This window comes from Ruminiclostridium hungatei (genome assembly GCF_002051585.1).
Lineage (GTDB): Bacteria > Bacillota > Clostridia > Acetivibrionales > DSM-1351 > Ruminiclostridium > Ruminiclostridium hungatei.
On the sequence record NZ_MZGX01000015.1, the window covers coordinates 14,764 to 37,486 of the forward strand.

The 22,723-nt window shown below is 42.7% G+C and carries 23 protein-coding genes; 19 read left to right on the forward strand and 4 right to left on the reverse strand.

The features are described from left to right. Window positions 1-207: 207 nt before the first annotated feature. Both CLHUN_RS11790 and CLHUN_RS11795 read left to right on the forward strand, forming a co-directional pair. A complete protein-coding gene (locus CLHUN_RS11790; RefSeq protein ID WP_080064796.1) occupies window positions 208-1,530 on the forward strand; it encodes a pyrimidine-nucleoside phosphorylase in 1,323 nt (440 codons plus the stop codon). Window positions 1,531-1,684: 154 nt separating this feature from the next. After that, window positions 1,685-2,905: a D-alanyl-D-alanine carboxypeptidase family protein gene (locus CLHUN_RS11795; protein ID WP_080064797.1), complete on the forward strand. Its 1,221-nt coding sequence runs from the start codon at window positions 1,685-1,687 to the stop codon at window positions 2,903-2,905. A gap of 11 nt (window positions 2,906-2,916) precedes the next feature. Here CLHUN_RS11795 and CLHUN_RS11800 read toward each other — a convergent pair whose 3' ends face one another. Then, on the reverse strand, window positions 2,917-3,555 hold the full coding sequence (locus CLHUN_RS11800) for a site-2 protease family protein (protein WP_080064798.1): 639 nt from the start codon (window positions 3,553-3,555) through the stop codon (window positions 2,917-2,919). 218 nt (window positions 3,556-3,773) lie between these two features. Here CLHUN_RS11800 and CLHUN_RS11805 point away from each other — a divergent pair, with 218 nt between their 5' ends. The 5 genes from CLHUN_RS11805 (at window position 3,774) to CLHUN_RS11825 (ending at window position 7,397) form a co-directional block, all read left to right on the forward strand. Then, window positions 3,774-4,583: a segregation and condensation protein A gene (locus CLHUN_RS11805; protein ID WP_080064799.1), complete on the forward strand. Its 810-nt coding sequence runs from the start codon at window positions 3,774-3,776 to the stop codon at window positions 4,581-4,583. Further along, entirely contained in the window at window positions 4,584-5,141 is a 558-nt protein-coding gene (gene scpB, locus CLHUN_RS11810; protein WP_080064800.1) for an SMC-Scp complex subunit ScpB, read from the forward strand. It begins immediately after the preceding gene. Window positions 5,142-5,229: 88 nt separating this feature from the next. Continuing rightward, window positions 5,230-5,847, forward strand: a complete 618-nt coding sequence (locus CLHUN_RS11815) for a DUF2953 domain-containing protein (RefSeq protein WP_207559165.1) — start codon at window positions 5,230-5,232, stop codon at window positions 5,845-5,847. Further along, complete coding sequence (ytfJ, locus tag CLHUN_RS11820) at window positions 5,795-6,235, forward strand: GerW family sporulation protein (protein ID WP_165755733.1); 441 nt, start codon at window positions 5,795-5,797, stop codon at window positions 6,233-6,235. The genes CLHUN_RS11815 and ytfJ overlap by 53 nt, the downstream gene beginning before the upstream one ends. 436 nt (window positions 6,236-6,671) lie before the next feature. Continuing rightward, a complete protein-coding gene (locus tag CLHUN_RS11825) occupies window positions 6,672-7,397 on the forward strand; it encodes a pseudouridine synthase (protein ID WP_080064803.1) in 726 nt (241 codons plus the stop codon). Here the strand turns inward: CLHUN_RS11825 and CLHUN_RS11830 are convergent. Beyond that, on the reverse strand, window positions 7,382-7,870 hold the full coding sequence (locus tag CLHUN_RS11830) for a DUF5362 domain-containing protein (RefSeq protein WP_080064804.1): 489 nt from the start codon (window positions 7,868-7,870) through the stop codon (window positions 7,382-7,384). The genes CLHUN_RS11825 and CLHUN_RS11830 overlap by 16 nt on opposite strands. 179 nt (window positions 7,871-8,049) lie before the next feature. Between CLHUN_RS11830 and mnmM the strand changes: the two genes are divergently transcribed. Continuing rightward, window positions 8,050-8,616 carry a tRNA 5-(aminomethyl)-2-thiouridylate-methyltransferase MnmM gene (mnmM, locus tag CLHUN_RS11835; RefSeq protein WP_080064805.1) on the forward strand — a complete coding sequence of 189 codons (567 nt, stop codon included), beginning with the start codon at window positions 8,050-8,052 and terminating at the stop codon, window positions 8,614-8,616. Window positions 8,617-8,623: 7 nt separating this feature from the next. On the opposite strand, the gene CLHUN_RS11840 is transcribed toward mnmM, so the two are convergent. Continuing rightward, the gene (locus CLHUN_RS11840) at window positions 8,624-9,826 is read right to left on the reverse strand and encodes a hypothetical protein (RefSeq protein ID WP_080064806.1); all 1,203 of its coding nucleotides are present in this window, start codon (window positions 9,824-9,826) and stop codon (window positions 8,624-8,626) included. Window positions 9,827-10,201: 375 nt separating this feature from the next. Between CLHUN_RS11840 and CLHUN_RS11845 the strand changes: the two genes are divergently transcribed. The 3 genes from CLHUN_RS11845 (at window position 10,202) to CLHUN_RS11855 (ending at window position 13,860) form a co-directional block, all read left to right on the forward strand. Next, window positions 10,202-11,752, forward strand: a complete 1,551-nt coding sequence (locus tag CLHUN_RS11845) for an acyl-CoA carboxylase subunit beta (RefSeq protein WP_080064807.1) — start codon at window positions 10,202-10,204, stop codon at window positions 11,750-11,752. A 73-nt stretch (window positions 11,753-11,825) separates the two neighbouring features. Continuing rightward, complete coding sequence (locus tag CLHUN_RS11850) at window positions 11,826-12,203, forward strand: biotin/lipoyl-containing protein (RefSeq protein ID WP_080064808.1); 378 nt, start codon at window positions 11,826-11,828, stop codon at window positions 12,201-12,203. 121 nt (window positions 12,204-12,324) lie between these two features. After that, window positions 12,325-13,860, forward strand: coding sequence for an oxaloacetate decarboxylase subunit alpha (locus CLHUN_RS11855; protein ID WP_080064809.1), 1,536 nt, complete (start codon window positions 12,325-12,327; stop codon window positions 13,858-13,860). A gap of 72 nt (window positions 13,861-13,932) precedes the next feature. Here the strand turns inward: CLHUN_RS11855 and CLHUN_RS11860 are convergent, their stop codons facing one another. Continuing rightward, window positions 13,933-14,631 (reverse strand): hypothetical protein, encoded by a 699-nt coding sequence (locus tag CLHUN_RS11860; protein WP_080064810.1) that lies wholly within the window; start codon window positions 14,629-14,631, stop codon window positions 13,933-13,935. A gap of 291 nt (window positions 14,632-14,922) precedes the next feature. Between CLHUN_RS11860 and CLHUN_RS11865 the strand changes: the two genes are divergently transcribed. The 8 genes from CLHUN_RS11865 to CLHUN_RS11900 all read left to right on the forward strand — a co-directional run bounded on the left by CLHUN_RS11865 (window position 14,923) and on the right by CLHUN_RS11900 (window position 22,705). Further along, on the forward strand, window positions 14,923-15,903 hold the full coding sequence (locus tag CLHUN_RS11865) for a glycoside hydrolase family 88 protein (RefSeq protein WP_080064811.1): 981 nt from the start codon (window positions 14,923-14,925) through the stop codon (window positions 15,901-15,903). Between the two features lie 91 nt (window positions 15,904-15,994). Continuing rightward, entirely contained in the window at window positions 15,995-16,891 is an 897-nt protein-coding gene (locus CLHUN_RS11870) for a MurR/RpiR family transcriptional regulator (RefSeq protein WP_080064812.1), read from the forward strand. Window positions 16,892-16,914: 23 nt separating this feature from the next. Then, entirely contained in the window at window positions 16,915-18,147 is a 1,233-nt protein-coding gene (locus CLHUN_RS11875) for a BaiN/RdsA family NAD(P)/FAD-dependent oxidoreductase (protein WP_080064813.1), read from the forward strand. 142 nt (window positions 18,148-18,289) lie between these two features. After that, a complete protein-coding gene (locus tag CLHUN_RS11880; protein ID WP_080064814.1) occupies window positions 18,290-18,781 on the forward strand; it encodes a hypothetical protein in 492 nt (163 codons plus the stop codon). A 356-nt stretch (window positions 18,782-19,137) separates the two neighbouring features. Beyond that, window positions 19,138-19,551, forward strand: a complete 414-nt coding sequence (locus tag CLHUN_RS11885) for a HutP family protein (protein ID WP_080064815.1) — start codon at window positions 19,138-19,140, stop codon at window positions 19,549-19,551. 36 nt (window positions 19,552-19,587) lie between these two features. Continuing rightward, complete coding sequence (aroH, locus tag CLHUN_RS11890; RefSeq protein ID WP_080064816.1) at window positions 19,588-19,950, forward strand: chorismate mutase; 363 nt, start codon at window positions 19,588-19,590, stop codon at window positions 19,948-19,950. A gap of 23 nt (window positions 19,951-19,973) precedes the next feature. Beyond that, the gene (cmk, locus tag CLHUN_RS11895) at window positions 19,974-20,663 is read left to right on the forward strand and encodes a (d)CMP kinase (RefSeq protein ID WP_080064817.1); all 690 of its coding nucleotides are present in this window, start codon (window positions 19,974-19,976) and stop codon (window positions 20,661-20,663) included. 14 nt (window positions 20,664-20,677) lie between these two features. After that, window positions 20,678-22,705, forward strand: coding sequence for a bifunctional 4-hydroxy-3-methylbut-2-enyl diphosphate reductase/30S ribosomal protein S1 (locus CLHUN_RS11900; RefSeq protein ID WP_080064818.1), 2,028 nt, complete (start codon window positions 20,678-20,680; stop codon window positions 22,703-22,705). The last annotated feature ends 18 nt before the right edge of the window (window positions 22,706-22,723 follow it).

A 22,723-nucleotide genomic window follows, 5' to 3' on the forward strand; every position in this document is an offset into this window, starting at 1 on the left:
TTAAGGTATATGTTTGACAAGGGCAGGGGTGGGAAGTATTATTAACACAATTGTTATTTTCAAAAGGCAGCCTGAGTTATTAATACTTCATAGGTTGGAAATACTACAGTTGTGGCAGGCGGCAGCTTGCCGGCTTTTGTCCCGAATGCGTGGAATTTTATGCATGTGTTTGTATCAAGGTACTATTTAGGCTGCGGAGGTATTGCTATGAGAATGTACGATATTATTGAGAAAAAAAGAGACGGTTTTGAACTGTCCTCAGACGAAATTGATTTTTTTATTTCAGGTTACTGCAACGACAGCATTCCTGACTATCAGGCTTCCGCACTGTTGATGGCAATCTTTCTCAAGGGTATGAATGAACGGGAAACAGCCTTGTTAACCCATGCCATGGCGCAGTCGGGTGATATGATAGATTTGTCGGAAATCGACGGCATCAAGGTGGATAAGCACAGTACAGGAGGAGTTGGAGACAAGACTACACTGGTGCTCGGACCGATTGTGGCGGCCTGCGGGATACCTGTGGCAAAAATGTCGGGCAGGGGACTTGGGCATACAGGCGGTACAATAGATAAGCTTGAGGCTATTCCAGGCTTCAATACGGGCATTACCCGTGAAAATTTTATCAGGAATGTAAAGGAAATCGGAATTGCCATTGCAGGGCAAACCGGTAATCTTGCACCTGCCGACAAAAAGATATATGCCTTGAGAGATGTAACCGCTACTGTCAATAACACAGCTCTCATAGCCAGCAGCATCATGAGCAAGAAACTGGCTTCCGGTGCACAACGTATTGTTCTGGATGTAAAAACCGGCAGCGGTGCCTTCATGAAGAACCTGGAGGATTCCGTGAAGCTTGCGCAGGCTATGGTAAGGATAGGTGAGAATACAGGCAGACACACCGTTGCTGTGGTTACCGAGATGGATATACCTCTTGGAAAAGCTGTAGGAAACTCTCTGGAAATAATTGAAGCTATTGAGACGCTTAAGAACAAAGGCCCCCGGGACCTGGCGCAGGTTTCCTTCGAACTGGCTGCAAGAATGCTGGAATTGGGCGGCAAGGGAAGCTTTGAACATTGCAGCAGCCTGGTTCGCCATGCGGTAGAAAGCGGAGAGGCTCTTGAAAAAATGGCGGTACTTATTGAAAAGCAGGGTGGAAACAGAGCTGTTATCAATGATTATTCATTGTTTCCCCGGGCAAAATACATTTTTGAATACAAGTCTGAAACCGCAGGACATATATGCAGCATGAAAACCGATACAATAGGAGTTGCATCTCTTGTGCTGGGTGCGGGAAGAGAGACCAAGGAGAGCTCCATTGATTATGCGGCAGGCATTTACTTCCATAAAAAGACCGGTGAAAAGGTGGAAAAGGGAGAGGTTATAGCAACGCTTTATACAAATAGGGAGGAAAAGCTGGCTGAAGCCTGCGGTCTTCTGAAGCAGGCTGTAGAATTAAGTGATGCAAGACCGGAGGAAAAACCCCTCATTCTGGCTTATATAGACGCCAAAGGAGTGAGCAGCTATTAATAATACCCTTAAATTCAGACCACGGGTGAAAGGCAGATTTCCATAATGGGTGAAAATATTTTACCCATTTACAGAATATACCTAAAACCTTCTGCATAACAATTAACTAGGACAGATATACCGTTGTGAATAGTTAATAATTGGAGGGACCCCAGTGAGAAGAAAGTCTATTATAGGATACATATTATCAATATCCATATTGCTGCTGCCGGCGGCGGTATTTGCCGATGCGGATGAAGCTGCTGTTGAAGCATCTGCAAAATATGACGAGGTGGCGGTGAGCAAACTTATATCCAAAACAAATGTATTGGATCTTAGAGCGAAATCCGCCGTTTTAATGGATGCTGCTTCGGGAAAAATCCTCAATGAAAAGAACAGCCACGAAAAGCTGGCCATTGCCAGTGTAACGAAGGTCATGTCAATGCTTTTGGTTATGGAAGCGGTAGATTCCGGACGGCTTTCATTTGAAGATAGAGTAAGTGTGTCGGATTATGCGGCAGGTATGGGGGGCTCTCAGGCCTACCTGGAAGCCGGCGAGGAATTTGCCGTTTCAGAGATGATGAAAGCTCTTGCCATTCACTCCTCCAACGATGTAACCGTCGCTCTGGCAGAAAAGGTCAGCGGCAGTGAGGAGGCTTTTGTCGCCGACATGAACAGAAGGGCTGAAGAATTGGGTATGAAGGATACCCGGTTCTTGGATTGTACCGGACTGAATGACGACGGCTACAGCTCTGCAAACGACGTTGCCATTATGTCAAGAGAACTGGTTACCAGGCATCCTAAAGTTTTAAAATTTACAGGTACCTGGCAGGATACCTTCAGGAACGGAACCTTCAGGCTGGACAATACCAACAAGCTTATAAGGTATTATGCCGATACCGACGGCTTGAAGACCGGGTTTACAAACAAGGCCGGCTTCAATCTTTCAGCTACTACAAGGAGAAACAATTTAAGGCTCATATCGGTTGTACTGGGTGAACCCGATTCAAATACCAGGTTTGCCGAAGCCCGGAAGCTTCTGGATTATGGTTTTGCAAATTATGAGATGGTCAGTATGGATAAAAAAGGCGAGCTTGTGGGGAACATCAATGTAAAAAAAGGTACAAAGCTTCAGGTAACGGCAGCCTACGGCAATGACACCAGTGTACTTGTTGCAAAAGGGGAAAAAGGTAAAATAGAAAAGGAAGTCAAGCTGGTACCTGAACTTACTGCTCCAATCCTTAAAGATCAGAAGGTGGGAGAAATCATATACAAAATAGACAGTGTGGAGGTTGGCCGCTATGACCTTGTGGCTAATGAGGCCATCGGCAAGGTATCCTTTACAAAACTCTTTGCAAAGCTGTTTATAAGGTGGTTCAGCGTGGGGAGAGCCTAAAACGCTCTCCGTTATCCCAGTATCAAGTAAAACATATTCTTAAAGACAAAGGTTACAATGGGTGAGAGAATCCTTCCCAAAAGCCCGCTGACAGCAAGAAAAATGAAAATAAACATTCCGTACTGCTCCAGTATGTTAAAGAAGCGGTAGCGCCAGGTGTTGAAAATATTTGATATCACATGGTAGCCGTCAAACATGGGAAATGGAATCATGTTTAAAACGAATAGAACCATATTTACGTGGGCAGTTATAAATAATACCGAATATATATTTGTCCACAGGGCTTGATTGGCTTGGAATGCACCCGTTATAACAAAAAGCTTCAAAATGAACATAAATACCACAGAAATTAAAAAATTTGTGAAAGGCCCGGCCACAGAGACGAGTATGTCGTCTCTCCTGGGCTTTTTGTAATAGCTGGGGTTTGTTATGACAGGTTTGGCCCATCCAAAGTGTGCAATCAGCATTACTATAAAACCAACTATGTCAATATGGGCTCTGGGGTCCAGGGTTATCCTGCCCTGTGATCTGGGAGTGGGATCACCCAGCAGGTCGGATGTTTTGGCATGGGCGAATTCATGAAAGACGAAACCCAGCAGCAAGCCTGGAAGTGTCATCAGCATCTCTGTAATATTAAAATTTCCAAACATAATAAACCTCCGTAACTGAACGAACAGCAATAAATACAATGAGACACCGGATAGGCGATTCGGGGCGTCTTGATATACTATTTTACGTCATGTTGGGAAAAAAGTCTACCTGGCTGATTATTATTGTAATTATTGCCCTATTTGTGATAATATAAGTTGGTTGAGAAAAAACAAGTAATTATTAGTTGACAGCGTGTTTACACGCACATGGAGATTTGATGGAAAGCGCCCTTACAAAAGCATGCACCTTAAAACTGGACAACTTCGAAGGCCCCTTTGATTTATTGTTTCATCTGTTTGAGAAAAATCAGGTGGATATTTATGATATTCCTATAAATGCCATTACCGATCAGTACCTGGATTATTTGTATGCCATGCAGCAGCTTGATTTGGAGGTGGCCAGCGAGTTTCTTGTAATGGCGTCGACACTTCTTCATATCAAGTCAAAGATGCTTTTGCCGGAAAAGAAGGAGCAGAAGGAAGAAGAGCTTGACCCAAGAGAAGAGCTGGTTAAGAGGCTTATTGAATATAAGCGTTACAAGGAGTTTACTTCGGAGCTCAAGGCTTTTGAAAAAAAGTGGGATACAGTTGTATTCAGACTGCCGGAGACAATTGATCTGCCGGTCAGAGAGGAGGTACTTGAAATTGACCCTCAGATATTGAGACAGCAGTACCTGGCTATTCTTGACAGGAACAGGAAGAAGGTAAATGCAGGCGCAAAAAATATTACTAAGCTTATTGAACATGAAAAGGTGTCTCTCAGAAGCAAGATGAGAGATGTTATAAAACAACTGCTAAGCAAAATGTCTTTCAGGTTCTCCGATTTGTTCCCCGCTAAGACCAAATCAAAAACCGAGGTTGTCACGGGCTTTATGGCCATATTGGAGCTTGCAAAGATGAAAAAGGTAAGGATTGTACAGAAGCAACAGTTTTCAGACATACACATTGTAGGCAATTCTACCCTTGGCGGTGAAGAAGACAATTTTGATTTATACAATGAGATTGATGATAATGTGAGGGAGTTTTAAATGGAAATAAGTACAATGGAAAGCATTATTGAAAGTCTGATTTTCTCCTATGGAGATGCTTTGTCTCTTGAAAAGATATGCGAAATAATAGAATTGGACAAGAAAACTGCCAAAAATTTAATGAAAAACTTTATGGATAAATATAACGGTGAAAATAAAGGGATAATTATTCGAGAAATAAATGACAAATATCAAATGTGTTCAAATCCACAATATTATGACTATGTAACCAAGCTGTACCAGATAAGGCAGAAGCAGGCGCTGTCACAGGCAGCTTATGAAGTTCTGGCTATTATTGCCTATAACCAGCCCATTACCAGAGCAAAAATTGAACAAATAAGAGGAGTTAATTCCGACAGCGCCGTAACCAGACTGTTGGAGAGAAATCTTGTTAAAGAGGCGGGAAAGTTGGATGTTCCCGGAAGGCCAAGACTTTATGAAACTACCGATGAGTTTCTGAGATGTTTTGGGTTCAAATCCATAAAAGATTTGCCAATGCTGGATATTCAGGATTTGAATGAACTTAATCTGGATGAACTTGTAGAAGAAAATATTTAGCTGCGGTATAAATAGTTTTTAAAAAAAATACTCATTGTGATTTAAATACTGAATATATGTCAAAAATAACCAGGAGGTGGTATGTCTCTTGGTTATTTTTATAGTTATAGGAATTTTTTTATCTGCAATATTATTCATCTTTTGCTCAAAGTTAACCGTAGGCTTCATATTCAAAATGGACAAGCTTGCTTGTTCAGCCTATGTTATCATCTATCTGTTTGGAAAAATTCCGGCTAAAAAAATAACAATTTATCCAGTGAATAAAGAAAAAAAGAAAAAGATCAAGCCCCGCAAGGTAAGGCGAAAGGTGGATGTAAATCAACTTAGAAAGAGTTTATGGGTTCTGGTTAAGCTATTTTACAGAAGCGTGTTTTTAAGGAGATTCAAGCTCAATATCAGGGCGGGAACGGGGGATGCCAGCCAAACTGCACTTTTATACGGGCTTTTGTGGAGTTTTACAAGCTTCATTCCTGGATGGCTGTTCAACAATTTTTCTGTAAAAGAAAAAGAAATCAGGATTGAAGCGGACTTCGATGAAAAAGTATGGAAAGTGGATTTTGATTGCATATTTAGCCTAAAAATTGTAAATATTATATCCATAGTGAGAGAAATAATAAAAATTTACTTAAAAAATAGAAAAGGCGGTGATGCTGGTGTCAGATCATCCAATAGAAGGTCTAATGACTACAGCCATGCAAAGTATTAAGGAAATGGTGGATGTTAACACCATAGTGGGAGATGCTGTTCAGGCTCCGGATGGAACAGTGATAATACCAATATCCAAAGTAAGTTTCGGATTTGCGGCAGGTGGTGGAGATTACTCCACAGAAGGCGGTGCTTCCGGAGAAGGAGAAAAAAAGCTGCCGTTCGCCGGCGGAAGCGGTGCGGGTGTATCAATTAATCCCGTAGCTTTTATGGTTTGCGGGCAAAACCACATAAAATTGCTTCCGGTAAATGTAAACTCCTCCGTTGAAAAGATACTGGACATGGTTCCCGACCTGATTGAGAAGGCAAATGAAGTTCTGAAGGAAAAGATGTCCAGGAAGGAAGAGAACGGCAGAAAAAAGGATCACAATGGAAGTATTGATGGTTGATCAAGTTTATTATCACTTGTTTTATAACAGCGGGCTGCTATAAAATACGAAAATTCAATGGTTCATAATGGGCTATCACCTGTTATGGGCCAATGTTTTTTTATGGGCTGTGTTGATAGTCTGTAACATCTGAATTCATACATTGCCGGCGGTTAAATTTCTCCAGGACGTCGTTGCCATCGATTGAAATAAAGCAATTATTCCGCACTCCTCCGCCTTGTATTTCCAAAAAATTTCCTCCAAATTTATGCACCCTATTTATCGAATGTTGTACTAGTCCTGAAAAAATTTTCCTCACCGGGCAAGATAAGTTTCAGATGTTACAGACCGCTGGTTTAATTATCTTGACGCCGCAGTTTCCGGGTTATAAAATAATTCATATTGAATTGAAATGTCTACAAACGAAAAACGAAAAACTTATATGGCAGAGGTTGGAATGGCGGATATGAGATTGCAGAAGTTTTTAGCCCACTCGGGAGTTGCCTCCAGGAGGGCATCTGAGGAATTGATCAGAGAGGGAAGAGTGTCTGTTAACGGTGAGATAGTCACCGGTATGGGTGTCACTGTGGGAGAAGAGGACACAGTCTCACTGGATGGGAAAATTATTTCAGGTATTGAAGATAATGAGAAGCTTTATATAATATTGCACAAGCCTGTGGGGTATGTATCCACTGCCAGGGATCAATTTGGAAGACCTGCGGTCACAGACCTGGTACAGGATGTGAAGAGCCGGATATATCCGGTGGGAAGACTTGATTATGATACTTCCGGCCTGTTGCTTCTGACAAATGACGGAGAATTTACATATCGTCTCACCCATCCGAAGCATGAAATTGACAAGGTATACCGGGCTGAAGTTTCAGGTATTCCATCCCAGTCCGAAATAGAAAAATTTGAAAAAGGTCTGGCCATTGAGGATTACGTGACCTCACCCGCCAAACTGCAGCTTCTGTCTGCCAAAGGGGGGAATGCTGCTGTGCTGGTCACCATACATGAGGGTAAAAACAGGCAGGTGAGAAAGATGTGTGAAGCCATAGGCCACAAGGTCCTGTCCCTGAAACGGATTTCCATTGGGCCCATAGCTCTTGGGGAACTGCCTGAAGGAAAGTGGAGAAAACTCACCCGGGAGGAAGTGGAAAGCCTTTATCAATACCCGTTGTAAGTATATACCGCCATGATGGCAAATATCAGTATGAATGCTATATAGATCAGGGAAATCACAATTCCGATAATGGCAAATATCCCATATATCTTGAAATACTTATTTAAATAGGTAAAGAAATTATTCAGGGTAAACTGGTTGTTGAATTGTCTGTATTCCTTAAGGTTTTTTGAGGCGTTTGTAAGCCCGATGCCTGCAAAAATCATGGGGATTCCAAGTGCGGCGGTGATGATTCCTATACAGGTTATAGCCCCTGTTACAATGGTATAAATACCTAGAAATTTCATCCAGCCTGCCAGGCTGTCAAGCACCGAAGGCATAAAGAAGTTCTGATTATAGTTCTGATTATAATTTGGATTATAATTGTAGTTAACATTTGTATTGCCATTGGTGCCGTAGCCGGAATCACTATGATGAAAATTTTCAGCGGGAGTACCTGGTGCCGGATTTATTGTATCTGATTGCTGATCCATGCTAATCTCTCCTTAATAAAATGGAATTGTATCTGCTTTTCAATTAAGCAGCCGAATGCTTTGATTATATCATAGCCTTTTTTTAGCCGCAATGAATTGACCACTGTTAATAAAATATAATTTATACCAGTTGTCTGTAACATCTGAAATTTACCACTGAATTTTACCGGAGGACAAATATGTGTATTTTAAAGAATTCTTTAGTGCAGTCCCACCTGCTGGTGGAGAGTATTGTGAAGAACGGTGACACTGTAGTTGATGCAACTGCCGGAAACGGCAATGATACTGTTTTTCTGGCGGGCCTTGTGGGGGAAGAAGGGCTTGTCTATTCCTTTGATATCCAGGAGCGGGCCATAAATGCCACTCTAAAAAAGCTTGAGGGCAAACAACTGAATCAAAGGGTAAAACTGATCAATGACGGGCATCAAAACATGAAGGCATATATAAATGGACCGGTTAAGGCCGTGATGTTCAATCTGGGATATCTGCCGGGCGGAGACCATTCCGTCGGAACCAGGGGAAATACAACCATAGCAGCCGTAAAAAGCGCCATGGAGCTTGTTTCTCTCCATGGCATCATCAGTGTGGTACTTTATTACGGGGGAGACAGCGGTTTTGATGAAAAAAACCAGTTTATGGATTTTATAAAAACCATTGATTGCAGAAATTTTACAGTGATGCAAACGGAATTTGTAAATCAGATAAACTGTCCTCCTATTCTGGTATGCATTGAAAAAACCAGGTAATGTACATTTATCTGTTTGAATACGCATTGGCGGGATCATAGCCCAGCCATATTTCCTGACTGTTTGTAAGGCCGTCCCTGTCATAGTCTTCATTGAAGTCGGTCACTCCGTTGTTATCGGTATCAATTTTGGTAGGGTCATAGGACATCTTGAATTCAAGCAGGTTTTTTAACCCATCGCCGTCATAGTCTTCATTTGAATCAAGGATGCCGTTTGAATTTGAATCAGGCTTCTGAGGGTCATAGCCCAGCAGAATTTCCTGTGCATTTGTCAAACCGTCCTTGTCCGAATCCAGCTTGCCGTCGTTGGGAGGATTTCCGGAATTGTAGTTTTTGGGGTCTGTTCCGGCTCTTATTTCAGCGATATTGGATATTCCGTCCTTGTCCAGATCTTCATCGCAGTCCTTTATACCATTTCCGTCAGTGTCAGCCTTGGCAGGGTCGTAACCCAGCGCATACTCCTGGGAATTTTTTATATAGTCGCCATCCAGGTCTTCATCACCATCTTTGATGCCGTTTGCATTTGTATCGGCTTTAGTGGGATCGTAGCCCAGCTTGAATTCCTGGACATTTGTCAAACCGTCATTGTCAAGATCCTTGTCACCGTCTTTCACTTTGCCGGGTTTGGGCGGATTGTTGGGTGCTGAATTTGGATTGTCGGATTTTTTTGGATCAGTGCCGTTTCTGTATTCCTGATAATTGGATACTCCGTCCTTGTCAAAATCCTCATCACCATCCTTTATACCGTCCCTGTCGGTATCGGGACTCTTTACATTGTAGCCCAGGCTGAATTCCTGCTTGTTTGTCAGACCATCCTTGTCAAGGTCTTCATCGGAATCCTTTATACCGTCCTTGTCGGTATCAGCCGAGGCCGGGTCTGTGCCTGTTATCAACTCGTTTTTATTGCTGAGGCCGTCGCTGTCGAAGTCCTCGTCACCATCATTTATTCCGTCGTTATCGGTATCCTTTTTCATGGGGTTAAGGTTTAATTTATATTCTATTGAGTTGATGAGACCATCCTTGTCATTATCGGCATAGGTAAGGATGGGGGTTTTGATTTTGTAACGGCTTTCCCACTTGTCATCAAAGCCGTTATGGTTCTTGTCGGTTATGGCTTTTTGATTGCTCTTTGCAGATAAGGCCATTGTCAACTGGAATACCATGGTCAGGGACAGGATTAATGCAAAAATCTTTTTTAAAGTACCTTTCATAAATAACAAAACTCCTTTCAAAATTAACATTATTAACACTGGAATAATTATACTAAATGATTGGATGGGTGATGTTAAATTGTGGAAGTTTTAAGGAGCCTGTAATTGACTTGTAAATAATGTAATGGCTCTGTAAAATTATGTAATTATTCTGTAAAAATGTTTTTTCCCTCTGCGATATGTTTTCAATTTATAAAAAGCTGTTGTAAGCAGGCAATAAAAAGCAACTCTATTGACACACTTTTTTTGGTAATATATAATTATTACTAGGTAATAATAACTAATAATATTTTAGGTAACATGTGGACCGCAAGGTTTGGGAATAATTGTGTACTTGCATTTTGTTCAGTGTCGGATATCATGAAGGAGGTTTATATGTCACAGAAAGAAAAGCTTGAGAGCTTAAAAAGTATGAAAGCAGCCATCGCTTTAGGCGGTGGACAGGACAAGATTGAAAAAAGGCATGCAGAAGGAAAATTCTCCGCAAGGGAAAGAATTGACATGCTGTTTGATGAAGGAAGCTTTGTTGAAATAGATGCCTTTATCGAATCAAGGTGCTTTGATTTCGGGATGCAGAAGAAAAAACTGGCAGGTGACGGCGTTGTTAGCGGCTATGGCACGGTGAACGGAAGAAAAGTATTTGTGGCCTCCCAGGATTTTACCGTAATTGGCGGATCTCTTGGTGAAATGCATGCTAAAAAGATAACAAAAGTTATGGATATGGCGCTTAAAATGGGTGCGCCTTTTATTGCTATAAATGACTCGGGAGGAGCAAGAATTGAAGAAGGTCTGGATGCACTTTCAGGCTATGGCGATATCTTCTACAGGAATACACTTGCTTCAGGAGTAATTCCTCAAATTTCCGTAATAATGGGTCCCTGTGCCGGAGGTGCCGTATACTCGCCTGCCATTACGGATTTCATTTTTATGGTTGAAAGCACAAGCCAGATGTTTATTACAGGCCCGCAGGTAATCAAATCGGTAACAGGTGAGGACGTATCGGTAGAGAAGCTTGGAGGAGCGGACGTTCACACGGCGGTAAGCGGTGTGGCCCATTTCAAGTCTGCCGGTGAAGAGGAGTGCATAGAAGATATAAAGAGACTTCTCAGCTTCCTGCCGGACAATAATGTTTCGGATACCATTTATTATGGCACCGCGGACAGTGCCAACAGAATAATTGAAAGCCTGAACGATGTAATACCTGAAGAATCAAACAAGCCTTACGACATGTACGGAATAATTGAAGAAATCGTGGACGACGGTGATTTCATGGAAATTCACGGTGCATTTGCACAGAATATAATAATTGGTTTCGGAAGATTAAACGGAAAATCCGTAGGCATAGTTGCAAACCAGCCCAAGGTTATGGCAGGATCACTGGATATGAATGCGGCAGACAAGGCAGCTCGCTTTGTACGTTTCTGTGACGCCTTCAACATTCCCTTGGTGAGCCTGACTGATGTTCCGGCCTTCCTTCCGGGTGTTGCCCAGGAGCATAACGGCATTATAAGGCACGGTGCCAAGCTGCTTTATTCATTTTCAGAGGCTACGGTTCCCAAAATCAATGTTATTTTGAGAAAAGCCTATGGCGGCGCATATATTGCCATGAACAGCAAAACCATCGGCGCGGATATGGTATTTGCGTGGCCATCGGCTGAAATAGCTGTTATGGGACCTGATGGAGCTGCTAATATTATTTTTAAAAAGGATATTACTGCTTCTGAAAACCCTTCGGAAACCAGAAAAGAAAAAATTGCAGAATACAGGGATAAATTCTCAAATCCTTATGTTGCCGCTGCCAGGGGTTATATTGACGATGTTATCGAACCGGCTCAGACAAGGACAAAGATAATTATGGCTCTTGAAATGTTAAATACAAAGAGGGAAAACAGGCCATCCAAAAAGCATGGCAACATACCGCTCTAAAAAAGCGTGGCCTATGCAGGACGGACAAGATTTTTGATATGGATTACTAATCAAGTTTTATGGAGGTATTGCTATGAGTAAATATATAATCAAGGTTAATGGAAATCCTTATGAAGTAGAGGTACAGGAAATTGGCGGACCGGGTGCACCTATGGCCCCTGTGGCTGTAAAGCCCAAAGGGAAGGCTTCGGCGCAGGCCGGGAAGGCTGCACAGCCAGCACAACCTGTAGTTGCCAGTGCGGGAGACGTTGCGGCTCCTATGCCGGGTACGGTCCTGAAGGTTAAAGTTACTGCCGGAGAAACTGTTAAAAAGGGTCAGGTATTGTTGATCCTTGAAGCCATGAAAATGGAAAATGAAATAGTAGCTCCGTCTGACGGAAAGGTTGCCGCATTGAACGTGGAAGCAGGCAAATCCGTGTCTGCCGGTGAGGTAATGGTGACTATAGCTTAATAGCTTAAGGGCCTTTTGTGGGTGTGGGCAAAGTCAAGCAGTGGTCTGCACCTGTTGTTTTGATTTTGTGTCGCCGGAGCTGCCGGTGATTTTCATAAGCTTGAGAAAAGAGGAGATAGGTATGGGAGTAAGAATTACTGAGACAGTGTTAAGAGATGCACATCAGTCGCTGATAGCCACCAGAATGAGAACCGAAGATATGCTTCCGATAGTTGAAAAGCTTGATGCTATAGGCTATCATTCACTGGAAGCATGGGGCGGAGCGACTTTTGATGCCTCAATGAGATTCTTGAATGAAGATCCCTGGGTCAGACTCAGAAAAATAAAGGAAGTGGCAAAGAAAACACCGCTGCAGATGCTTTTGAGAGGACAAAATCTTCTGGGCTACAAGCATTATGCTGACGATGTGGTTGAATATTTCATACAGAAGGCCATAGCAAACGGTATGGATATCATGAGAATATTCGATGCCTTGAACGATCCCAGAAACATAGAAACAGCAATAAAGGCATGCAAGAAGGAAGGCGGCCATGCACAGGGGTGCATTTGCTACACTGTCAGCCCTGTTCACAGCCTGGAGCTTTTCGTAAAGGATGCCAAACGTATAGAGAGCATGGGTGCGGACTCCATCTGCATCAAGGATATGGCAGGACTTCTGGTGCCTTATGAGGCATATGAGCTTGTAAAGGCCCTCAAGGAAAATGTAAAGGTTCCTGTTCAACTGCATACACATTATACCAGCGGTGTGGCCTCAATGACATATATCAAGGCCATAGAGGCAGGCGTTGACATCGTGGATTGTGCCATATCTCCAATGGCCATGGGAACCTCACAGCCGCCAACTGAGCCACTGGTTGCAACCTTGAAGGACTCGCCGTACGATACGGGGCTGGATCTTGAAAAGCTCAGTGAAATAGCTGATTATTTCAGACCTCTCAAGGAGAAATATATTGAAAGCGGTCTGCTGGACGTGAAGGTTATGGGCGTGGATGTAAATGCTCTTATATATCAGGTTCCAGGCGGAATGCTGTCCAATCTGGTTTCCCAGTTGAAGCAGTCCAACGCTTTGGACAAATATGACGAGGTTTTGAAAGAGGTTCCGAGAGTCCGTGAAGACTTCGGATATCCTCCTTTGGTAACTCCTACCAGCCAGATTGTGGGAACACAGGCTGTGTTGAATGTAATAACCGGTGAAAGATACAAGATGGTGCCCAAGGAGTCCAAAGGCATTGTTAAGGGAGAATACGGCAAAACTCCTGCTCCGGTCAGCGAAGAAATCAGAAACAAGATACTTGGAGATGAAAAGCCTATCACCTGCAGACCTGCAGACCTGATAGAACCTGAGCTTGACAAGATCAAAAATACTGCCGGGGAATATATAGAGCAGGAGGAAGATGTCCTTTCCTATGCCATGCTGCCCCAGGTTGCCGAGAAGTTCTTCAAGCAGAGGCTAGAAGACAGGAATAAGCCTGTGGAACCTGCTGCGCCTAAGACAGAAGGAATCAACCCCGAGGTGGTTGCTGCCATATCCGCAGTAGTAGCCGATATGGGGGTACGAGACGGCAGGCAATATGCTGTGGGCAATATTTCCAGATTGAATAATCAGAACAGATGGGGACTGTATGGAATGCTGGACAGATTCAGAACAAAACTATAAAAATTTTAACAGTTGATTATACAATTTTTATAAATATATCCCAACAAATCCATTTTAAACAGGAAACCTGCCTTATACATGAAAGTGTTGAGGCGGGTTTTCTGTTTTTGAAATTATGCCGGTTTGCCGCACTTCACAGCCCTTATGCAGATATATATAGTTGAGCTGGTTACTGTAAAACCGGAGTATGGCAACATTTGCACCTTTTTTTATTCTCTTGCCGCATTTGAGGCAATAATAATTTGCATGCTCCATTTTTTCATATGAGATTGACAGGGTGATATTTTTCAGCTTCTGCCAACTTTTCCAGCCTACCTTGCACAGGCTTATCCTGTTATCATAGTCGGACAGCACCCACCTGAGGAGCTTGTGAAAATGAAAGGGGTAATGGGTATATTTGATATATTCTTTCGGCAGCCCCATTTTAATGGTGTAGAGCTCGAAATTTTTTTCAACTACCTCCTGGATTTTGCCGGTAATCTGGGTTACATACCAGCAAAAGCCCTTATCAGCGAGCCAGAGCTTTAATTTTTCAAACATATATCCCCGGCAGATTTCAATGGTTTCATTCCGGCTGACTTTCAGTGCATCAAAGGCTTTCTCGGCTATTTCAACCACACAGTCGAGATAGAGCTTTTTCTTAAAGTTCTCAATACCGTATAATTCAACAGGTATGATGTCAAAATAATATTCATTTGTTTCCGGACGATAAAATCCGATACAGGTTCCTCCCACAAAGCTGCCGCTTCCGGCGTCATCTATCTGAATCATATTTACCCCGTTCTCGTAATGATTTATAATTTAAAAGGCAAGGAATCAAGGCTTTGCCCATAAACATTAAAACATGAACTGCCAGATTAGTATTGGTAAGTTTCAAAAAATATATGTCAGCAGTGTGACATAACTGCGTTTTTATGTCGCATATTTTTGTGAGGCACTCATGAATATGAACTTATTATCCGATTATTAATTTGATATTATATAGTTGAACAAAAAATCATAGCTGCTTATGGAGGCACAGGGCGGTATAATCTCACAGCCTGCCGGAAATGGAGAAGGTGTATGCACGAAAATGAATTGCTGGGAAAGGTAAAAACGGCTGTATTGACCATGCAGCGCTGGCCCTGGGAACAGGGAGTGGTGGCCCAGGCCTTTTACGAACTGGGAGATATTGAGCTTGCCCTGCTTATGGCCAGGGAAGCCGTGACAAATCAATACAAGGATGGAAGACTGGCCATGAAATACGAAAGAATTCCTGCTACTGACTCGGCAGCAAATGGGGAAATAGTTCTTCGGGCAGCTCAAATTACCGGAGAGGAGAAATTCAAGGCTGGGGCACAGAAAATGCTGGACTATCTTCTATACAGAGCTCCCAGGTCAAAAGACGGAATAATATACCACAACGAGAATGATGGAAAGTTCTGGGTGGACTCGGTATATATGGCTCCTCCATTTTTGGCGGCGGCAGGTTATCACAAGGAAGCGGTCAGGCAGGTGGAGGGCTACAGGAGATATCTTTTTGATACAAATAAAAAGTTGTATAAGCATCAGTGGGATGATTATTCGGGCAGCTTTGCGAGAGGACTCCACTGGGGCGTAGGAAACGGCTGGGTGGCGGCAGGGATAGTAAGGATACTCAGGGAACTTCCCAGGGAGCTGACCGGGGAGCTGGAAAGCCTCAAGGCATATCTCAGGGAGGTAATTGACGGCTGCCTGTCATATCAAAGGGAGGACGGCTTGTTTCATGATATAGTGGATGATCCTGAAACCTTTGTGGACTCAAATCTGGCACAGATGCTGAGCTATGCAATATACAGGGCGGTAACCGGCGGCTGGCTGCCGGAGGAGTACATACCCGTTGCCCATAAAATGCGTAAGGCTGCATATGAAAGGGTGGATGAAAACGGTTTGATACAGGGTTCATGCGGTGTTCCGGACTTTAATGCCCCGGCTACCGCTCCCGAGGTGCAGGCTTTTTATATTCTGATGGAAGCTGCATACTATGATTACAAAGGTCAGAGGGATAAAAATGCAAGTACTTGATTTTTATCCTGCAAAAAGGTAATATTAGAGTATAATGCTGGGAAAATCGGCAATTTATTTGGATATTACGAACATTCGGTTTGGAGGATATATGAACGATACACGGAAAAACAATGATCTGATAAATATCATACAGCAAAAATATGATGATTTCAGCAAAGGTCAAAAGCTTATTGCCAACTACATCGTAAACCATTACGATAAGGCTGCGTATGTAACTGCGGCAAAGCTTGGAGAGATAGTTGGCGTCAGTGAATCCACTGTTGTAAGATTTGCCATAGAACTTGGGTTTGACGGATATCCCAAGCTTCAGAAGGTGCTTCAGGAGCTTATAAAAAGCAAGCTTACCGCAGTACAGAGAATTGAGGTATCTTCCAACAGAATAAATGAGGATAACATTCTCAAAAGCGTACTTCAGTCCGACATGGACAAAATAAAGATAACACTTGAACAGATAGATAATTCGGATTTCAACAACATAGTAGAAACTATCCTGGGAGCAAAGCGGATATTTATTCTGGGGGTGAGAAGTTCGGCTCCCCTTGCAAGTTTTTTGGGTTTTTATTTCAATTTAATTTTTGATAATGTCAGACTGGTGCATACTACCAGTGTAAGCGAGATGTTTGAACAGATAATAAGAGCCCAGGAAGGTGACGTGGTTATCGGTGTCAGTTTTCCCCGGTACTCCAAGAGAACCATTAAGGCAATGCAGTTTGCCAAAAAGCAGGGGGTAAAAACCATAGCACTTACAGACAGTGCAGAATCACCGGTTGCCAAGTCGGCTGACATGTCTCTGCTGGCCAGAAGTGACATGGCTTCCTTTGTAGACTCCCTTGTGGCACCGCTCAGTCTCATAAATGCACTTATTGTGGCTATAGGAATGAGACGGAAAAAGGAAGTTTACAATACCTTTGAGAAGCTTGAGAAGATATGGGATGAATATCAGGTTTACGAAAAGGATGATGGTTACGGTGGAGAAAAACTTTAAGTCCATTTAACGGAAGGAAGCTTATGAACACAAAGGATGTAATTGTTGTTGGTGGAGGGCCTGCAGGCATAATGGCTGCAGGCATTGCTGCGCATAGAGGAAATAATGTGGTGTTGCTGGAAAAAAATGACCGCTTGGGGAAAAAGCTGCTTATATCGGGCAAAGGGCGCTGTAATATCACCAATGCCGCCGATATAGAAGGACTTATTGAAAACACGCCGGGTAACGGGAATTTTTTGTATTCCGCCTTTTATACTTTTTCCAACCAGGACCTCATCAGCTTTTTTAATGAGCTGGGGCTGGAAACAAAGGTGGAGCGCGGAGGGAGGATATTTCCGGTTTCGGACTCTTCCAGGGATGTTTTGGCTGCACTTATGAGATTTCTGGACAAAAACAAGGTGAAAATAAATACCGGAGCCAATGTTAAAAGAATTGTTGAAAAGGACGGTTCGGCTGCGGGGGTTGAATTGGCGGATGGAACCCTATTGGAGGCGGAAAGCGTCATACTTGCTGCGGGTGGCATGTCATATCCCGGCACAGGTTCAACCGGAGACGGTTACGAGATGGCTAAAAGGCTTGGACACTCCATTACTCCCCTGAAGCCATCCCTGGTTTCTCTTGTGGCCAAAGAGGAATGGGTGAAGGATTTGCAGGGCTTATCCCTGAAGAATGTGTCGGTCAGCTTTAAGAACAGCAATGGAAAAGAGGTCTTCAGTGATTTTGGAGAGATGCTGTTTACCCATTTCGGCGTTTCAGGCCCGGTTATTTTAAGTGCCAGCAGACATCTTTTGGCATATGATTTTAAGGATGTGTCGCTTTTCATAGATTTAAAGCCCGCACTGTCTGAAGAAAAGCTTGATGAACGGGTACAGCGGGATTTCGACAAGACCAGCAGAAAGCAGTTTAAGAACTCTCTGGATGAACTGCTGCCTCAGAAGCTGATTCCGGTAATAATAGAACTGTCAGGGATAGATCAGCATAAGCCTGTTCATCAGATTACCAGGGAAGAGAGAAAAAGGCTGGTAAGTCTTCTGAAGCATCTGGAAGTCACCATAATATCCGCAAGACCCATTAAAGAAGCAATTGTGACCGCAGGCGGCGTAAGGATAAACGAAATAAATCCCTCTACAATGGAGTCCAAAAAGATTAAAGGGCTTTATTTTGCAGGAGAGATCATAGATGTTGATGCCTATACCGGAGGCTTCAATCTGACAATAGCCTTTTCAACAGGTTATCTTGCAGGAACAAGCTGCTAAAGACTGTTGAAGCTGCTAATGCTGCTGCGCAAACCTTCTTCGATTTAGGAAATGATGACTATTTCACCCCGAAATTGAGCATATTAACAATAACGAAAGGATTTTCACTTTTGTTATTGTGTGCAGAAACGGGGGATAGAATATGAAATTAAAGGTTTTCAAATTGAAAAGCAGCAGCTCTGAAAATACCGGGAAAAATACGGCTTTTGAAAATATACTGTTCAGCATATGCATATTGTGCTTTGTAATACTGATATTGGTGCAGACGGTTTTGGTGGTGCCCTCTCTCAGAAGCAGGTTCCACCTCACTGACAAGAGCCTGGGCCTGCCTTTGAACGGAGATGAATACCTGTACGAGCAGGGACAGATAACCGTGGAGATTATAGGAACTGAACCCGACGCTGCCTTGAGGATACTTGTCAATGGCGACAGTGTATCGGCTTTCGATTCAACCCAGATGACAATCAGCGTTAAAGACGGTGATGTTGTGGAGATAGACGGAAGTCACAGTGCCGTGGGGCATGTTGTCAAGGTTAAATCAACCACCACAAATATCAACAGCAAATGCAAAAATGCAATGGTAAATATCGACAGTAATATCAGAATGCTGGTTAAAGTGCAGATGGACAGTTGACAGTTGCCTCTTGCATGCACCCTGATAAAAGTCCACGGAACACTGAAATAAATAACTTATGATTGTTTTATAAAAAAAAAACCTATATAATATTGTATAGGTTTTTTTCGGGGGATTTCATAAAGGGACTTGTCCGGCCGTATATATTGGTTTGCCGGCCTGGGTCGAACTGCCTGCAATAGAATTGCTTTCATAAATGAGAAACCTCAAAGGGTTTTTCTTTATTATTACAGATAGAAAACATGAACGAAGGCCGGGCTTATGTGATTTTTTTGTTCCTTGCTGAATATTTAAAACAGATTTTATAATATACTGTGGCCATTGGGGCTTTAAGCCAAACAGGTCAGGAGGTTTATATGACAGAATTCGGAAGTAAGGATATAGCTGGTGCTGCAATAAAAATAGCCTTGACAGGTGACAGAGCCTCAGAAAAGAAGCTTCAGGCTGAGTTCAGCCAGATAGGAATACAATCTGCCGCAGTTGACTACGGAGGTGAATTCATAACCTCTGTTATGAAAATAGTTGAACGTGCGGTTGTGTCTTCCAAAAGAGAAGGTGTGATTTCGGAAAGCCATGCCGAGCAGGGCGCTGTGGCAGGTGCCACCAGGGAGGCTATTTCGCAGATTATGCCCAAGGCAATTGGCTTGAATGTAGGAGGAAAAATCGGCATAGCAAGATATAAAGATCATATCAGCGTTGCCGTATTTTTTGGAATAGGTCTGTTAAACTTGAACGAGGTTGCCATTGGCTTGGGTCACAGAGTAGTTTGACAGCTATAGAGAGAAAATATATTGGAGGTCCGATAAATGAACGTAAGAGCCATAAGAGGGGCAATAACCATTCCTGAAAACACAAGAGAGTCAATTCTTGAAGGGACCAGGGAGCTTCTTACAGAAATTATTAACAGAAATGCTATAAACCCATCCGACTTGATAAGCTTGATTTTTACTTTGACAACCGATCTGAATGCAGCTTTTCCTGCTGTGGCAGCCAGAGATATTGGACTTGTTGATGTGCCGCTGATGTGTGCAAGCGAGCTGGAGGTGCCGGGAAGCTTGAGCAGGTGTGTGAGGATACTGGCCCATCTGAACTGTGAAAAGGCCAATGATGAATTAAATCATGTGTATTTAAGGGGGGCCAAGGTTTTAAGGCCTGATTTGGTAAAGTAAATAACGCTGTCAAAGGAGAAGGTATGTCAAGGAGTATAGCGATTGACGGTCCTGCGGGCGCCGGAAAAAGTACTATAGCAAAAAAGGTTTCTGCAAAGCTTGGATATATATATCTGGATACGGGTGCCATGTACCGTGCTGTGGCTCTGAAGGCGATTCAAAGCGGTATAGACACGAAAAATCAGCAGGGGCTGGCGGGTATTATGGACAAACTGGATATAGCCATTTCTCACGATAATAACCTCCAGAAAATTTTCCTGGAGGGTGCGGATGTGTCGGAAGCCATCAGAACGGCAGAAGTGTCCGCGGGGGCATCAAATGTAGCGGCCTTTCCGGAGGTCAGGCTTAAAATGGTTGAACTGCAGCGCAAGATAGCCGCAGGCGCAGATGTTGTAATGGATGGCAGGGATATTGGCTCCTACGTGCTGCCTGATGCGGATTTAAAAATATTTCTGACTGCTTCCGTGGAGGAAAGAGCCAGAAGAAGATTTGACGAGCTGCTCCAAAAGGGACAGCAGGTTACTTTTGAAGCTGTTCGCCAGGAGATGGTGCAAAGAGATAAAAATGACAGTTCCAGGGCTCTGGCTCCCCTTGTAAAGGTGCCGGATGCAATAGAAATAGATTCAACTGCTCTTGAAATAGATGAAGTAGTTGAAAAGATAATATATTTTTATCAGAATTATGCCAATATAAAATTTGAGGATATTTCATAGTTTAGAGGTTATATATGGAGTTGATTATTGCAAACACTGCCGGATTTTGCTTCGGAGTGAACAATGCTGTGAAGATTGTATTTGACCTGGCTGCCAAATCCGATAAACAGATTTACACCTTCGGCCCTATCATTCACAATGAACAGGTGGTTGCCAAGCTTGAAAAGGAAGGCGTTGTGACCATCAACAGGCCTCAGGAGGCCGGAGGTCCGGCAAGGGTGGTAATCAGAGCCCATGGTGTAGGACCGGACATAATAGGCGGTTTAAGGGACAATGGCTTGGATATAGTCAACGCAACCTGCCCCTATGTCAAAAAAATTCAAAAGCTGGTCAGTGAGAAATACAATGAGGGTTATCAGATAATAATAATAGGAGACAAAAATCATCCTGAAATAATCGGCATAAACGGCTGGTGTGATAATTCTGCTTTAATAATAGAAACGGATGAACAGGTGGACGGTCTTCCGGACATCAAAAAAAATATTTGTGTTGTTGCTCAAACTACATTTATTCGAGAAAAATGGGAAAAAATTATAAAGAGTTTAAATAAAAGGTTTGAAAATGTTATAAAATTTGATACAATATGTAATGCGACAGACAAAAGACAAGCTGAAGCAGATAAGATTTCAAGAGAAGTAGATATGGTACTGGTAATTGGAGACCAAAACAGCTCCAATACCAATAAGCTTTATGAAATCTGCAGGAAAAACTGTGAACGGACTTATAAAATACAAACAGCCAGTGAAATTCCACCGGTTGATATAAAAAAAATTAAAAAAATTGGTATTACTGCAGGGGCGTCAACACCTGACTGGGTAATCAAGGAGGTTATTCATAAAATGAGTGAATTAGATAAACAGGATTTTGAAATGAGCTTTGCGGATGCGTTTGAAAGCTCACTTGTAACATTGACTACGGGTCAGATTACCAAAGGAAGAATTATCGGATATAATCAGAGTGAAGTATTTGTTGACTTGGGCTTCAAATCAGACGGAATAATTCCAATGCAGGAGTTTTCTGATGATCCTGACTTTAATCCTGAAAAATCACTTAAGGTTGGAGAGGAAATTGACGTTTTTGTTGTAAGAGTGAATGACGGCGAAGGCAACGTAGTACTCAGCAAGAAAAAAGTTGATGCAGTTAAGGGCTGGGATATAATTGAAAGCGCATTTGAAACAAAGAAACCCGTTACAGTTAAAATAACTGAAAAGGTAAATGGCGGAGTAATAGGCAATGCCAGCGGAGTAAAGGTATTTATACCTGCATCTCAGATTAGCGACAGATTTGTAAAGGAGCTTTCCGAATTTGTCAAGCAGGTTTTACAGGTACAAATCATTGAATTGAACAAGCAGAAGAGAAAAGTTGTAGGTTCTGCAAGAGTATTGATAGAAAAGAACAAGGAAAGTGCTTCAAGTGAAATTTGGAACAACATCGAGGCCGGCAAGACCTATAAGGGTATTGTCAAGAGCTTGATGGATTTCGGAGCCTTTGTGGATATCGGAGGAGTTGACGGACTTGTACACCTGTCCGAGCTTTCATGGAACAAGATCAAGCATCCTTCTGAAGTGGTCAAGGTTGGCGATGAGATTATTGTTTCAGTTATAGAGTTTGACAGGGACAAAAAGAGAATTTCACTGGGCTACAAGAAGCAGGATGACAATCCTTGGAATAAGGCAGCCGAAAAGTATGAGGTTGGAAATGTTATTACCGGAAAGGTTGTAAGACTTGTACCTTTTGGAGCCTTTGTGGAGATTGAGCAGGGCGTTGACGGTCTGGTTCATATCTCTCAGATTTCAAATGTCCGTTTGGGTAAGCCTGGAGACGTACTGAAGGTTGGACAGATGGTTGAAGCCAAAATAACTGAACTTGATGTTGAGGCAAAAAAAATAAGCTTGAGCATTAAAGAAGTTAATCCTATTGATCCTGTTGGTGCAAAGAAGGAAGAAACTGCTGCCGAAGCAGGTGAAGAGCTTCCTACTGAACATAAAGAGGATATGACCAATACAATTGGTGAAAACTTATCAGATTTGGATAATAACTAATCATCAAGCGTTCAAAAT